This is a genomic window from Aliivibrio sp. SR45-2, assembly GCF_963890165.1.
GTDB lineage: Bacteria > Pseudomonadota > Gammaproteobacteria > Enterobacterales > Vibrionaceae > Aliivibrio > Aliivibrio salmonicida.
On sequence record NZ_CAWPRC010000022.1, the window covers coordinates 41,350 to 55,479 of the forward strand.

At 36.9% G+C, this 14,130-nt stretch carries 15 protein-coding genes and 1 pseudogene; 7 read left to right on the forward strand and 9 right to left on the reverse strand.

Going from position 1 to position 14,130, the window contains the following annotated elements:
- Window positions 1-54 precede the first annotated feature (54 nt).
- On the forward strand, window positions 55-2,973 hold the full coding sequence (locus AACV33_RS01060) for an Ig-like domain-containing protein (protein ID WP_182699690.1): 2,919 nt from the start codon (window positions 55-57) through the stop codon (window positions 2,971-2,973).
- A gap of 1 nt (window position 2,974) precedes the next feature.
- Here AACV33_RS01060 and AACV33_RS01065 read toward each other — a convergent pair whose 3' ends face one another.
- Entirely contained in the window at window positions 2,975-3,148 is a 174-nt protein-coding gene (locus AACV33_RS01065) for a hypothetical protein (protein ID WP_182699691.1), read from the reverse strand.
- 160 nt (window positions 3,149-3,308) lie between these two features.
- Between AACV33_RS01065 and AACV33_RS01070 the strand changes: the two genes are divergently transcribed.
- Window positions 3,309-4,046, forward strand: coding sequence for an IS6 family transposase (locus AACV33_RS01070; RefSeq protein ID WP_182699692.1), 738 nt, complete (start codon window positions 3,309-3,311; stop codon window positions 4,044-4,046).
- 201 nt (window positions 4,047-4,247) lie between these two features.
- Here AACV33_RS01070 and AACV33_RS01075 read toward each other — a convergent pair whose 3' ends face one another.
- The 3 genes from AACV33_RS01075 to AACV33_RS01085 form a co-directional block, all read right to left on the reverse strand.
- Window positions 4,248-5,195: a hypothetical protein gene (locus AACV33_RS01075; RefSeq protein WP_182699693.1), complete on the reverse strand. Its 948-nt coding sequence runs from the start codon at window positions 5,193-5,195 to the stop codon at window positions 4,248-4,250.
- Window positions 5,195-6,190 (reverse strand): OmpA family protein, encoded by a 996-nt coding sequence (locus AACV33_RS01080; RefSeq protein ID WP_255458502.1) that lies wholly within the window; start codon window positions 6,188-6,190, stop codon window positions 5,195-5,197. Before AACV33_RS01080 ends, AACV33_RS01075 begins: the two co-directional genes overlap by 1 nt.
- A 156-nt stretch (window positions 6,191-6,346) precedes the next feature.
- Window positions 6,347-7,503, reverse strand: a protein-coding gene (locus AACV33_RS01085) for an IS3 family transposase (protein ID WP_182699695.1) whose coding sequence is annotated in 2 segments (ribosomal slippage) — window positions 6,347-7,266 and window positions 7,266-7,503 — 1,158 coding nt in all. Because the reading frame shifts where the segments join, the coding sequence is not laid out codon by codon here.
- Here AACV33_RS01085 and AACV33_RS01090 point away from each other — a divergent pair.
- Window positions 7,501-7,914, forward strand: a pseudogene (locus AACV33_RS01090) (DDE-type integrase/transposase/recombinase); the annotation flags it as partial. The gene AACV33_RS01085 and the pseudogene AACV33_RS01090 sit on opposite strands and share 3 nt — an antisense overlap.
- 200 nt (window positions 7,915-8,114) lie before the next feature.
- On the opposite strand, the gene AACV33_RS01095 reads toward AACV33_RS01090, so the two are convergent.
- From AACV33_RS01095 to AACV33_RS01105, 3 genes are all read right to left on the reverse strand, one after another.
- Complete coding sequence (locus AACV33_RS01095) at window positions 8,115-8,243, reverse strand: hypothetical protein (protein ID WP_255458503.1); 129 nt, start codon at window positions 8,241-8,243, stop codon at window positions 8,115-8,117.
- 141 nt (window positions 8,244-8,384) lie between these two features.
- Window positions 8,385-8,660, reverse strand: a complete 276-nt coding sequence (locus AACV33_RS01100; protein ID WP_182699696.1) for a helix-turn-helix domain-containing protein — start codon at window positions 8,658-8,660, stop codon at window positions 8,385-8,387.
- Entirely contained in the window at window positions 8,657-8,977 is a 321-nt protein-coding gene (locus tag AACV33_RS01105) for a type II toxin-antitoxin system RelE/ParE family toxin (protein ID WP_182699697.1), read from the reverse strand. Before AACV33_RS01105 ends, AACV33_RS01100 begins: the two co-directional genes overlap by 4 nt.
- Before the next feature lie 264 nt (window positions 8,978-9,241).
- Here AACV33_RS01105 and AACV33_RS01110 point away from each other — a divergent pair, with 264 nt between their 5' ends.
- From AACV33_RS01110 to AACV33_RS01125, 4 genes are all read left to right on the forward strand, one after another.
- Window positions 9,242-9,877: a recombinase family protein gene (locus AACV33_RS01110; RefSeq protein ID WP_182699698.1), complete on the forward strand. Its 636-nt coding sequence runs from the start codon at window positions 9,242-9,244 to the stop codon at window positions 9,875-9,877.
- A 39-nt stretch (window positions 9,878-9,916) separates the two neighbouring features.
- Window positions 9,917-10,117, forward strand: a complete 201-nt coding sequence (locus AACV33_RS01115) for a hypothetical protein (protein ID WP_044583687.1) — start codon at window positions 9,917-9,919, stop codon at window positions 10,115-10,117.
- Between the two features lie 379 nt (window positions 10,118-10,496).
- Entirely contained in the window at window positions 10,497-11,039 is a 543-nt protein-coding gene (locus AACV33_RS01120) for a recombinase family protein (protein WP_182699700.1), read from the forward strand.
- Window positions 11,040-11,063: 24 nt separating this feature from the next.
- A complete protein-coding gene (locus tag AACV33_RS01125; protein WP_182699701.1) occupies window positions 11,064-11,543 on the forward strand; it encodes a hypothetical protein in 480 nt (159 codons plus the stop codon).
- A gap of 192 nt (window positions 11,544-11,735) precedes the next feature.
- Here the strand turns inward: AACV33_RS01125 and AACV33_RS01130 are convergent, their stop codons facing one another.
- Window positions 11,736-12,704, reverse strand: a complete 969-nt coding sequence (locus AACV33_RS01130; RefSeq protein ID WP_182699702.1) for a ParB family protein — start codon at window positions 12,702-12,704, stop codon at window positions 11,736-11,738.
- Window position 12,705: 1 nt separating this feature from the next.
- Complete coding sequence (locus AACV33_RS01135) at window positions 12,706-13,956, reverse strand: ParA family protein (RefSeq protein WP_182699703.1); 1,251 nt, start codon at window positions 13,954-13,956, stop codon at window positions 12,706-12,708.
- Window positions 13,957-14,130 lie beyond the last annotated feature (174 nt).

The following is a 14,130-nucleotide window of genomic DNA, read 5'->3' on the forward strand; positions in this document are numbered from 1 at the left end:
ATTTCTCTCTACCCATAATTGTAAACTATATTTATAAAAGAAGGTTTTTATCAAATGAAAAAAAACATATTAAGCGCCTCAATTCTTGCGGCACTAACACTTACTGGCTGTAATAGCAGTGATAGCAGTAGTGATTCATCAATCACAGCCCCAATCATTAAACCTGCAAACTCAATTCCTGTTGCAAAGCACGATATCGCCCTTGTTGGTCAGTTTGACGGTTCACAGAATCAAGTTATTGACGTTGACGTATTAGCGAATGATAGTGACGCAGACAACGACAATTTGATCATCATTGAAGCTAAGGCGGCTTACGGTGATGTGCAAATTGAGAGTAATCAGATTTCATACCGTGGCATCGAAAAGACACCAAGCGGCCGTGATGTGATCTCATATACAATCGAAGATTCAAACGGCGCAATTGCATCGAGTTCAGTTAGCGTATTTGCTGCGCCTGACAACGACAATGGCTTTGGTCAAAATCCTGACAAAGGCAACGACAATGGTTTTGGTCAAGATGTGATTGACCCTAACAACGATAACGGCTTTGGTCAAAATCCTGACCAAGGTAGCGACAATGGCTTTAGTTATGATATGCCACTTCAAACTGAAAGCTTTAATTTACAATTAAGAGCGAATGAGGCTTTTGATTTAACGAAAGCGATCCTTGCTCACGTTGGTTCTAAAACAGCAAGTATTGCTGATGTTTCTGCGAGACTAGGCAAGGCTGACGTAATGCAATCTGATAAAGGTAGCATGTCGTTAAGAGCTGTTTATAAGTATGATCGTGAAAATCATGACGGCATTCAAGATACTGTTATTTACGCTGTTGAAGATAAGTTTGGTAATGTAGGTATCAATACTATTAACATTGATATCGTTGAGACTCCAGATATTGATGTACCTATAGTGGGTCGTCCAGATATTGATGTACCTATAGTGGGTCGTCCAGATATTGATGTACCACAAATGGACAGTGTTTTTGATATTAAAGATCACAAAACCTCAGATATAGAAACCCCTGAAGGGGTGTCAATCTATAAAATATCAATAGGTGAAAAATATAAAGGGTGGGCAGTTGATCCTACTGTTGGGAAGAATGGTATCAATGCTATTTATGGCACTGCTTATTTAGCCTCAAAATCAATGCCCCTTGATTATTTCTATTATGCCCAAAGTGCAGAGCACGTTCTGTCTGAAAAAGTTACTGATGTGGCAATATTAAGAATCATCAATCCAAAAAACCTAGAAACTAAGACTATTACCATTCAGTTGAAAGACTCAGAAATACACACTTGGGATGGTCACGAAAAGCCTACGGTAGCACCGAAAAAAGCATTATTTTCGTATGACTCGCCATCAAGTGAAAAAGATGTAGATGGTTCAACTATGTATGATTTCGCTATGATACAACCAGATCCTAAATTTGTGATTAACACATTCTGCATGAGAGCTGATAGCGATAGCGATTGTGAGGAATTAATTCCTGTTAAAGTAATCAATACAGGAACAAATTATCTCTATTCGTTTTCTGCTAAACAACTAACTGACGGTTATGAATTGTTAGTTCAAAGTGGGTATCAAAGAGGTAATAACGACGATTATCAAAACACAAATCTAGATAGCGTTACCGAGTCTGATATTCTAACTATTGGTGTTGACGTCCACATTGTTAGAACCATTGATACAAACGCTGCCGCTGAACCAATGCATGACGCAATGGCGGCCGCAGCTAGCGACCCTGCCGTTGAAGATGTTTTAGAAAAAGCATTTAACAGTGATGGTTCATTGGTAGATGATGTGAAGTTTGAGACTTACGGCGGCACTTCTATCATTCGAGCTAAAAACCATCTCAGCGGAGCACCAAGAACCGATGCGGATAAATATGATTATCAGAAAGTAACCGTAATGACTCCTAACGGAAAGGTTAAGGTATTTACAGGTGATGACTTTATTGTAAGTAAAGACGGTTCAACAATGGTGTATTTGCATGATAACCTTACGTGCTCAACGACGAACATGGACGACTGCGCGCTAGTTAATATTGTAGATCTAACCAGTGATAATCCAACTCCAAGCTCTATTAGCGATCTTGAGAAATCAGTTGTATCCATTCCAGTTGGTAAAGATGGTAATTACTTGCCACAGGGTAGCTTTGGGAAAGAAGCTCAGGTTTCTTTTGAGGCAACAAGTCGCTTGCATATTTCCGATGATGGAAAGTATGTAGCCTATTTCCTAGCAGATACGTCTGGTAAATCGATAGATATCAATGGATGGACAAAGCGATCAGATACAGCCAAGTACTGGCGAACTATTGATTTTAAAGGTGCGATGAGTGACGTTCCCTCATCATTTAAGGCATCGTACTTATACGGTGCAACTATTGATGATGGTAAATTATACATTCATAACACTAGCGAGGACGCGAACTCTATCGTGGCTAACCTTAATGACGGAAGCTTTGAGGTAGCAATACCGCCTTATCACAGCGGAGGTGACATATCAGACAGCGATTTCTTTGATAGTGAAAACGCAGTATACAAATTTAGCGGGGCTAATAATCGACCATACTGCGGGCATTCAGAACATTCAGGATATGGATACGCACTAGCTAATAAAAATGACCGTTCAGTGGTAAATATACCTGCCGCTGCGGGCTATCCGATGCTTGGTGATAGCAAGGTGGCTATAATGGATGTTGGCGTGCCTTATGGTAGCAACGCTGGCTCAAGTAAGAGCGAAGACAACTTCCTTGGTGTTAAGATATACAGCTATGAAGGTAAGGAGTTATCACGATACCCTATTGACGGCCTAGCTTGTTACGCTAATGACAGCGGATGCGACAAAGGCATATCTCAAACCGATATTAAGGCTTACCCTGTATCATTCGCCGCAGAGGGTAATGGTTTTAGAGTGGTAACATCTAGCAAGCCAAACGGTAAAGGTAAAATTAACACCTACCTATTAAACTAACCTAGTTAGATTTTGGTAATATTAAAGGGCGGCTTATGTCGCCCTTTTTACTGCCACCTTTAAATTCAGTGTACTTGATTTCTTTGAGTGCACCGCCTTCAGCTCGAAATGGGATCTTATATCGCTTCACTTGATTAAACGAAGTCGAGTCTTCCCTTCCTGGTTTATTCGTCATTTTCACTTCTTCCACTTTCAAAGCTCTCTTTTCGATACTCCTCAGTTTTTGGAATTGGTGCAAGGATGGTATTTCCAGACTCGATACTTTGAAGGGGGTTGTTGCAAAAAATTCAGTTTAACGCCAAGATCCCACAATCTTTTATATCATTTCGTAGCTAATGACCAATTCTGAATTTAAATGGAAACACTTCGCACCAGAAATTATTCTTTGGTGTTTACGTTGGTATGGCTCAACACCAATGAGTTACGCAAATCTCAGTGATATGCTCGCCGAGCGAGGCATATCGGTTAATCGTTCCACTATTTACCGTTGGTTTATTGAATATTCCCCTAAATTACGAAAAAAGTTACGTCGTAATTATCAATTCATTAAAACCGACTCATCCTGGCAACTTGATGAAACCTACGTCAAAGTTAAGGGGAAATGGCACTACCTTTACCGTGCCATTAATAAGCAAGGAGAGACTCTCGATTTTTATTTTTCCCACAAGCGCAATAAAGAAGCGGCCTACCAATTCCTTAAGCGTTGCTTAAGATATTACGACATAGACAATCAACCTAAAACGTTAAACACGGACAAACATTGCTCATACGCCAATGCTATTGCTAGACTGAAGAAGGAAGGACGACTACGAGAGGATGTCGAACAGCGGCAAGTTAAATGCCTCAATAATGGCATTGAGTCCGATCATGCCCCCATTAAGAAATTGATCGTGGCCGCCGGTGGTTTCAAACTGAGGAAGCGAGCTTGGTTAACCATTCAAGGATTTGAATCTTTACGAATGTTGAATAAGGGACAATTTGATTTCTGGTTACGTAATGATAAACGTAAAACTGTAGTACGGGAGAGATCCGCCTTCCTCAATCGCTTATTCAATGTTGAGGTCGTTTTTTAATAATAATGAGTCAATTGTAAGGCTTATTTATCCACTCAAATTATTTGCAACAGCCCCGTTTCAGGGGCTTATATGCGTGCATGACGATAGGATAAACGATTTATTGGCAGCAATGGAAGAGGTTGAGTCCTTTTGATTTGCGCCGTAGGCGCCTATTGTTCAATTTTTTAACAACCCCATTTATCTAGATTGAATATTTAGCTATTTAGATATACATGATGCGTACATTTCTGAAGCAAAAGAAGCGCTGCCAATCAATCCATCATAAAGTCTCACCGTCTTGAAAGAATCACTACTTTCAGGAGTGGAGCTCCAATAGAGCTTATATTTTGCGCCTGGCCAACCATAATTAGCAGTCATGTCACCTTTAGCGAAATATAATCCAGAAGTAAGTACATTATCATGCAATTCGGTTTGTAAAGTTCGTTGCCAATTTTCTTTCCCTGCAAAATTTATAGACGATAAATTCTGACACCACCGATCATATTGTCCATTTACACCAAAGCTATCTCCCCCTAGCTGATCAAACAATCCGTATTTACCATACGGACCATAAGTTCCGTCTTCATCATAAACATTAGCATAGGTTTTGTCATTACCACTATTCCCAACCTCCTTTGAATATCCAAAATAATTTAATAATTCAATACTTGGTGATGATGTAAACCAGTTTCCTTTGTTATCTTGTGCTATTTTTAAACATTTTGTAGCAGCGTTATTCCTATCATTATTATCAATTGCTGTAGCTATTAAATTCCCTACATCATGACCACAAACCAAAGATTTAATTACATTTATATTACCTTCATTGCTAGTTATTCCTTTTATATTTGCGATTATTTTAGTTGTTCCTATATTTTTAGGCGTTACATAACCCGAAGATAAGCTGCTTGCTACAATATTATCTAATACTTTCCATGTTACTATGTTTGTAATATCTGCTTCTGTACCATCATCATATTTTCCAGTAGCTAAATATTGTTGACCTAAATATATATCTACATCACTTGGGCTAACAACAATATCATATAGTTCAGCTTTTTTTTCTAATTCAGCCTCCCCATTTTCAAAAATATCTTCTGAATTACACCCCGTTAAAATAAATGAGGTAATAAAAGTAAACATTTTCAACTTTAAGTGTGATTTCATCAAAAACTCTCTTTATTTTTAGATATAACAATTTCAACTCGACGATTTTTTGAACGTCCTTCTTTTGTTTTATTGCTAGTAAAGGGCATTATCTCTCCTTTTCCTTTAATTGATATACGTTGTACATCAATACCATTTTTAATAAAAAAGTCAGCGCAGGATTGCGCTCGACGCACCGATAGTTTTTGATTATGGTATTCTGAACCACTTGAATCTGTATGACCGACGATTAATACTGTTGTTCTCAAATCTTCTTTAAGTATTGATAAAGGCTCTTCTAATAAACTCTTAGCATTATTTGTCAATGTATTATTATTTAAAGCGAATGTAACTTGAGAAGATTCTGGTTTTTCTACTATTGTTTTTTTATAAACAGGTATGGAAACTGGCTTTTTATTTGTTATTATCGGTACATAGTTTTTATTTTTAACAAAACTATAACTTATACCTACCACAAAAGAATGACTGTCAAACTTTCCTGTATTATAACTACCAATTTCATCAATATACTGATATCCAGTATTTATCGATATATTTTGTGAAAGTGAATAACTAATACCTAATTCGCTTAATGGGGATAATCCAGAAGCATCGGTATTATTTCCGGATAAGTTTTGTTTATCAATTGTCCAATATGAAAAACCTAACCTTCCATATATACTAGTATTATCTGAAATATACCAATCATAACGTAAAGCACTCTCAATTAATGAAATATCCAATTCAATTTCAGTTGCATTAGCTTTAATCTTTGACCAGTATTGATAACCAATATCCCACCGCCAATTTTTATCAAATGCGACACCTCCAGAAATACCAAATAATCCAGAGTCAGGTTTATCATAGTCATAATTATTATCATCACTCATCTGATAACCTCCTTTCGCACCTATAAAAGGGACCGGATATACGTTATTCTCATTCGAATAACCTGAAAATGATATTAATACTCCAATAATAGGGGCTATCCGTATACATATATTGTTGTTACACATTAAAAAATACCTATTCAATAAAATTGAATAGGTATTTTAACACTTTATTTCCAATTAATTTGTGATTATTGTAGAACATTTTAATCATTTCACTTCTAATTTAGTATGATGTATATATATACCAACCATGAGAATTATATGCATAAATTGTAGTGGTCAAGTAAAACTGGCCACCGATTTATATTCTAACCAATACTGTTGCTCTGCAAGGTTAGGTGGTAATCCATCATTGTGCTGATGAGGCCTAGTACTGCTGAAATAACCTATGATATATTTAGTTATTGAATGTTTTGCTTCAGCAAAACTTTTATATCCATTCTTAGGAACCCATTCACTTTTTAAACTTCTAAAAAACCTTTCCATTGGGCTATTATCCCAACAATTCCCACGACGACTCATGCTCTGAATTATTTGATATTGCCACAATTTCTGCCTGAATTTTAAGCCGGTATAGTGACAGCCTTGATCGCTATGGTACATAACATTTAATGGCTTTCCTCGTAACTCATAAGCCATTGAAAGCGCATTGCTTGTAAGGTTACTATCTGGGGTAAGTGATAATGACCAACCAATCGGTTTTCGTGAAAATAGGTCAATAACAACAGCCAAATAAGCCCATCTTGTACCTATCCAAATGTAAGTCACATCTCCGCACCAAATTTTATTTGGTTGTTTAACATCAAATTGTCGTTTCAATAAATTAGGAGCAATAATACTTTCATGGTTTGCTTTCTTATAGCTATGCTTCGGTATTTGCGTACTTACTAAGTTGAGTAATTTCATTAACTTAGTTGCACGGTAGCGACTAAGTGGTATCCCTCTCTGGGATACCATTTTAGCTATACTTCTCGCCCCTGCAGAACCATTACTACAACGATATACCTCTTTAATTTCTGAGCATAAGTCTAAGAATTCACGGTCTATATTTCTTGGTTTTGCCTTCCAATACTTATAGCTACTCCGATGTATACCAAAAGTTTCACAAAGAATACTTATGCTGTGGCTCTGTCTGAGTTTATCTATTAATGCGAATTGTTCAGTGAGTCTGACATCAACAGAGCCGTAGCCTTTTTTAGTATTTCATTATGCTCCTCAAGACGAGCAAGTTTTTTCTTTAACTCACGAATTTCTATTTGCTCGGGAGTTATAGGTGATGCCGTTGGCATCACTCCGCTTAATTCACTTTTTAGCTGTTGAACCCAATTAGTCATCACTGATTTACTTACGTTCATAGCTTGAGAAGCTTCAGTAACTAACTGAGCTGCTTCTAACTTGTATGACGCGCTATAGTTCTTTCTTGGACGTCTTGTCATTATGTACACCTATTTAATTCTGAAATGATTATATCATTTCTAACTAGGTGGCCAAATTCACTATGCCACTACAAACAACATCCCAAAACGTTAAACACAGATAAACATTCTTCATACGCGAGATTAAAGGAAGAGGGACGACTACGAGAGGATGTCGAGCAGCGGCAAGTTAAATGCCTCAATAATGGCATTGAGTCCGATCATGCCCCCATTAAGAAATTGATCGTGGCCGCCGGTGGTTTCAAACTGAGGAAGCGAGCTTGGTCAACCATTCAAGGATTTGAATTTTTGCGAATGTTGAATAAGGGACAGTTTGATTTCTGGTTACGTAATGATAAACGTGAAACCGTAGTACGGGAGAGATCCGCCTTCCTTAATCGTTTATTCAATGTTGAGGTCGTTTTTCAATAATAATGAGTCAATTGTAGGACTTATTTATCAACTCAGATTATTTGCAACAACCTCGGTATCCCTTACTGCCATATGACAATGGAGTTATGACTAGTTCTAGCTACATTTGAATTAAAACGTGATCACGAGCTAAAAGAAAGGTCGCCAATTTAGGCGACCTTTTCAATTCCTATAACGTTTGTTGAATTAAACAAATGTTATTATTTTCCTGAAGATTTACTCGGTTTTAAACCAGAGCTGTTTCCCGGAGTATCTTTATTGTCACGTCGACGTTGGTCAAGTTTACCTGTTGATTTAGCAATTGGTTTTGGACCAGGCTTAAGACTCATAATAATTATCCTTAAATTTTAGTATCTAAGAGGGAAATCCTCTATTAAAGATATATGGATAAAGCACTGTGTATTCAACCATCATGTGAAAATAAACATACCAATAAAGAGTTATGCTTGATTTTCGTTATTTATAACTAATCAAGCGTTCTTGAAACCAAGGTCTAGTTTAAACCCACATGCTTGAGCATAATTAATTAAAGTTTTAAGACTAGGGTTTGAGCGTCCTGATTCTAATCGAGAAATATTTGGAGCTTTTGTGCCCATTATCTTAGCGATTTCATTTTGAGTTAGCCCTGATTTCTCTCTCATTGTTATCAAAGAGCTGATCAAATCAAACTCAGAATCTAAATCATCATAAGCTTTCTTTACTTCTAGGTTTTGAAAGGCACTCTTTTTTAATGCGGATAAACTCATAGCTTCACCTCTTTTATTCTATCTCTGGCCAGATCTATTTCTTTTTTTGGTGTCTTATTCGACTTTTTCACGAAAGCTCTTAATACGTAAACATGTTGTCCTTTTAAATAACAAAACAGTCCTCTACCTATGCCTTCTTTAGTCTTCGCTCTTATTTCAAAAAGACCGTCACCCATTGACTCTGTATGTGGAGAGCCAAGATTTGCTCCATGTAACTCAATTAATTCGAGTAATTTAATCATACGAGCTTGAATTTTAGGTGGCATTGATAATATGTCGTCCTCAACCCCTGAGTAAAATTCAATTTTCCAAGCCATTCTATAATTACCGATATATATCATATATGATAGCTTACTTTACCACCATTCACCTTATAAAATCAAAAGGAAGGTGAATAATAGATGTGAACAAACTTAAAAGCAGATCTATCAAGTGTTTTTTAGAATGACACTCCGTTTGGGGTGTGACATTAGAGTACAGATAAAAGTCACTGCCTGTATTTTGTCTTCTTTATCTCTTTGTCATAACCTTTTTGTCATGTAGTATTAGATCATTACTTAAATGACATGTTGACTCCGTATATGTACATATTTGGCTATTTAAGAGCATCAACTAAAGAGCAAGATGCAAAAAGAGCGCAAGACAGCTTAAAGTCATTTATTGAAGAAAAAGGTGCTCGAATAGCTGGATGGTACATTGAAAATGTTTCTGGCGCCTCACTGCAAAGACCTGAATTAATGCGATTACTTCAAGATGCAGAAAAAGGCGATGCGATCTTGATAGAGCAAGTTGATAGACTTTCACGTCTTAATGATGACGATTGGGAGACACTTAAAGAATTAATAAATAAAAAACAATTAAAAGTGATTAGTTTGGATTTACCAACCAGTCATGCTGTATTAATGAAGCACCAGAGTGATGATTTTACATCTGCTATGTTTAGAGCCATCAATAACATGATGTTAGATATGCTTGCTGCCATAGCTAGAAAAGATTATCAGGACAGAAGAAGACGCCAGGCTCAAGGGATTGACAAAGCCCAAGAGGAAGGAAAATTTAAAGGACGACGACCGGATTTAGATATGCATGAGAAGATAATTCAGCTTCGTGTCCATAATGAATTGAGTATTAATTCTACCGCTAAGCTAGTCGGTGTTTCTGCAAGAACGGTGATTAGAATTGTTAAGCAATATAAAGAGAAAATGGGTCCAATTTAGTTTAATACATTGGGTGTGGAAATTAGTAAAGGAATAATAATGCCAGCGTTTAAAGTTAAATACCTTAACTCTAAAAAAGAGTTATTACATTGTGAAAGTATTTTCATGAAAAATATTGGAGCGGCTAAACGTTCTTCATCGTCAATGGCGCCAATGAATACGGAAAGCATTGAGATTTATGATGTAGGTGAGAAATGGTTAGCAACAAAAGAGTTGGGGAAATGGAAATCGATAGAATAAGCTCACTTATTTTTATTGGACCCTGTAAATAATTTTATTTGTTTCTTCTAACTCGTAAGTGCCCCATTGTTTGATGGTGAGTTGTTGCAAAATATTCGTCAACATTAACTAAGTACGAATTCTGTCTAGTTGACTAGACTAAAAATAAATTCAATTGTTCGAGTTATATAAAAAAGTTCTCCTTATCTATTGAACGGTAATTTATTCTATAGTGGTCTTTAAATCAATCCCTATAGTCAGGGTTAATTACTGCCCAGAAAGGTGTACCTTTTTGTACTCTCCTAATCTCCCACTAAACCTGTTCAAAAAGTCTTATTGATAATTAATGTACATGACCATAAAGTAACACATATCTTTTTGAACACAATTAGGCCAAATTATGCTCCTTGGTTACGCACGAGTCAGCTCAAAAGAACAATCTCTCGATATTCAGATAAAACAGCTTCAAGAATTAGGCTGTGACAAAATCTTCCAAGAAAACGCGAGTGGTAATGATTCAGAGCGAACCCAATTAAATGCGATGATCGATTTTTCTCGTGATGGTGATGTAATCCATATAATGAAAGTAGATCGACTTGCCCGTAATACTATTGATGCATTGAAAATTGCTGATCAGTTAGCAACTAAAGGCGCGGGTTTGGTTTTTCATGATTTGGGTAACCTCGATATAAATTCAGATGTCGGTCGTATTATTTATACTACCATTTCAGCCTTCGCCGAATTGGAAAGAAAACGTATCCTAGGGCGTTGTAATGAGGGCAGGGAGCAGGCAAAAGAAGAAGGTAGACACCTCGGCCGTTTTCCTAATAAGACGCTTCATAATCGAATTAAAGAGCTTGCGAGTGAAGGGGTGAATAAAAACGCGATCAGTAAAGAATTAGGATGTAGTCGAACGACGGTTTATAGTGTGTTGAAGGAATAACAACCTAATACTTAAGGAAAAGTAGTGAGCAGAAAGAAATTTATAGGTTTTATTATATTAGTTTATTCAACCCCTGGATTTGCTCACTTACATTCGTGGAGTAATTCCTATACGCCCACATTACAACTCTATGAGCATTACACAAAAAACGATTATTCTACTTTTTCTATTGGGTGTGGAAAAACCCAAGAGTATACGTTTTTAACGTTGAAAATTGCGAGCCAAAAGCTCACAAAAACAAAGGGCGTTTTAGATTTTAATATATCCATAGATGGTTCTGATAGTTACGAACTTAAAGCCGGATTTCATCCTGATAATTCAACAATCATGGTAACGAGGCCCGCGCAAACGCTGATACAAGAAATCAAAAAAGGCCACATTGCAGATATTGAAGTGTATTCAAAAAATAAATTAGTATTCAAGAGCATCTATTCGTTATCGGGGTCTACAGACGCACTTAAAAAGATTTATGAGAAATGTGCCTTGCCATTTAAAATTCTTTAAATGACTTCTTAAAAAGATGTGTAAAATTACAACGCCTTCCGAATAACTCCATATTGGGGTTGTTTCAAATAATCTGAGTTGATAAATAAGCCCTACAATTGACTCATCATGAGTTCAGTAGTCCAACACATTGTAGTTTCTAGATGGTTGTTTTTTCATGATATTTTAAAAACAACCCCCATTGTCCCCAGTTTAATTATTTACCGATCCAGCTTTCACTTTATCAGATACATACTTGATAATGTCATCGTAAAGTTCAGATGGTAAACGGCTTAACTCAATTTTTAAACCACGATTATCACTGCTTTTTAGTACTTTAGCGTAGGTGTTTTTATCATCAAAGTCGGCTAATGTTGTCGTATCCCAAGTTACTTTATCTGTCGACTTTTTAAGTTTGGTTTCAATGATATTCAAGATGGCTTTTTGCTTATCTTCAACGCTAGCCTCTTCTTCAACTTCATTGAGTTTCAGTGATAAAATGAACTTGGTAACGCTTGTCTTTTCTTTAGATAATTGTTTTTCAATCTTTGCCAATTTTGCATAGTAGCCATTTGGGATACCTTCACAATCTGGAAATACCGAAATTAACGCGTGGTCGATAGAGGCGGCAACGTAACGTTTTCGACAAGTCTCACGACCTAATGATAGATATTCAGCCAGTTCATCAATCTTAATGAAACCGCCCTCTTTCATTAGCACTTCGTAATCAGCTCCAAGCTCACGATAAGATAAGCGCTTTACCGATTGAGTCGTTTGGATAAATGCGATTAAATCCGCGTCATCGATACTCTCTTCAATCACCCATAGTGGTAATTCTTTTTGTGCATGAAGACAGCTAAAACGGCGGCGAGAACTATCAAGTAATTCATAAATGCCCTGGTCGTTTTTGGTAGCAACACCTTCTGTATGAACACCCTCTTGTTCAATGCTAATTAAAATATCTCGCACTGAAGCTAGTGTTAGCGAATCTTGTCGTCTTGGATTTAATTTATGAATCGCGGTTTTGTTGTTTAACTCATTTGCCGGTACCACAATACGTATAGCGTTAACGGTCTTGCCACTAGCAAAGGTGAAGGTTTTTTTTACGCCTTCGTTTTTTGGTAATTTGCCAAGTTTATTCCCTTGATTAAAGCTTGTGCGTTTATCTTGAGGTCTTTGCATCTTACAGTCCTTTGGTTGCCAGTTGTTTAATTTCAGTGATGAACTGGTGGTATACAGCATTTACTGAAGTCATTGCTAAATCGAATTGTTTGCCGCTGCAGACTTGTTCAGATTTTCTGATATCCAAAACCGTTCTATTGCTTTCTGCTGCTGCAACAAAAGCTTCTGAATGTCGAATAGAAGTCGATAATAAATGCCCTTGCGCGGCACGTAATAATTTATCGAATACCTTCACTTCATGAGCGCTCTTTTCATCAAAATTTACGGGTAATAATTTTGCCCATTTAAGGTTTTCACCTTTTGATGGTAATTCTCTAAAAGTACTTGGCATTGTGGCCATGTAATTACTGGTTGAAGCAAAATCAAACTCGCGTGGCGTCACAGGAATAAGTACAGCATCAGCCGTTTCGTTTACCGCCCATAAAATAGGTGAGTTCTGTGGCGGTGTATCGATGAAAATTAGATCATATTCATCTTTTAATACCGATAGAATTTTTTCACGAAGGAGCTTTAATAATTCTTGTTGCCCTTCTGCATCTTGTCCCCAATAAGCATCAACAAAACGCTCGTCCGATGGAAAAGCAGGGATGACATCAAGGTTTGGTAGGTGGGTTTTAAATGGGATGGCTTTGACCAATTCAGCGTAATCGTAACCAGAGTCTAAATATTGCGAGAAATACCCTTCAGGTTCTAACTCTGATAACGCGACATCAACAGCAGTCATATATACAGAGTCTTCATCTGCTTGATGAATTAGATTTTGTCCCGTCGAACCTTGTGGATCTAAATCGATAATTAAGCATCGTGCATTTAGGTTTAAATCTAACGCTGCCGCAGTCGCTAAAGTTACCGTCGTTGTTGATTTACCAGTACCGCCTTTATGGTTTTCGACCACAATAGTTGTTGGTTTAAAGCGTTGTGAATATTTTGGGTATTCCATGAAGTTCATGAAATTGGCAACATCAAAACGGTTGTATAAATGGGTTCGGCCTTGAATGATTGGTTGCCCAATAATACTTTGCTCAATTGCTTCATCGATACGAGTATTGAATGTTACGCGAGATAGGCCAAACAGTTCTTGAAGCTCTTTCTTTTTTAAACAGTGGTTGTAGATAAGACGATCAACACTGTCTTTAATCTCAGTGTCGGTGACTTTAATTTGCATTCGCTCTTTTATCACCGCTTTTAAATCAGATTGCTCTTGTTGCATTCGCTCTGAAACAAGATCTAAAGAATCAAGAATTGTGCTCATTCTATTGCCTCGGTATTCATGAAAAAACTATGAATACATAATAAAGCACTAGAGAGTTAATTTAAACCATTAAAGAGTGCTTTTTTCAATTAATGGTTTAAAAATCCTATTTTAACGCCTGATTTTTGGGGACAATGGGGGTTGTTTTGGAAAATCCCTTTAAAAGAGCAAGTA

Bases quoted from the DNA above. Each gene is read 5' to 3' on its own strand.
- AACV33_RS01060 (WP_182699690.1), top strand. From the start codon at position 55: ATGAAAAAAAACATATTAAGCGCCTCAATTCTTGCGGCACTAACACTT.
- AACV33_RS01065 (WP_182699691.1), bottom strand. From the start codon at position 3,148: ATGACGAATAAACCAGGAAGGGAAGACTCGACTTCGTTTAATCAAGTG.
- AACV33_RS01070 (WP_182699692.1), top strand. From the start codon at position 3,309: ATGACCAATTCTGAATTTAAATGGAAACACTTCGCACCAGAAATTATT.
- AACV33_RS01075 (WP_182699693.1), bottom strand. From the start codon at position 5,195: ATGAAATCACACTTAAAGTTGAAAATGTTTACTTTTATTACCTCATTT.
- AACV33_RS01080 (WP_255458502.1), bottom strand. From the start codon at position 6,190: ATGTGTAACAACAATATATGTATACGGATAGCCCCTATTATTGGAGTA.
- AACV33_RS01095 (WP_255458503.1), bottom strand. From the start codon at position 8,243: ATGAGTCTTAAGCCTGGTCCAAAACCAATTGCTAAATCAACAGGTAAA.
- AACV33_RS01100 (WP_182699696.1), bottom strand. From the start codon at position 8,660: ATGAGTTTATCCGCATTAAAAAAGAGTGCCTTTCAAAACCTAGAAGTA.
- AACV33_RS01105 (WP_182699697.1), bottom strand. From the start codon at position 8,977: ATGGCTTGGAAAATTGAATTTTACTCAGGGGTTGAGGACGACATATTA.
- AACV33_RS01110 (WP_182699698.1), top strand. From the start codon at position 9,242: ATGTACATATTTGGCTATTTAAGAGCATCAACTAAAGAGCAAGATGCA.
- AACV33_RS01115 (WP_044583687.1), top strand. From the start codon at position 9,917: ATGCCAGCGTTTAAAGTTAAATACCTTAACTCTAAAAAAGAGTTATTA.
- AACV33_RS01120 (WP_182699700.1), top strand. From the start codon at position 10,497: ATGCTCCTTGGTTACGCACGAGTCAGCTCAAAAGAACAATCTCTCGAT.
- AACV33_RS01130 (WP_182699702.1), bottom strand. From the start codon at position 12,704: ATGCAAAGACCTCAAGATAAACGCACAAGCTTTAATCAAGGGAATAAA.
- AACV33_RS01135 (WP_182699703.1), bottom strand. From the start codon at position 13,956: ATGAGCACAATTCTTGATTCTTTAGATCTTGTTTCAGAGCGAATGCAA.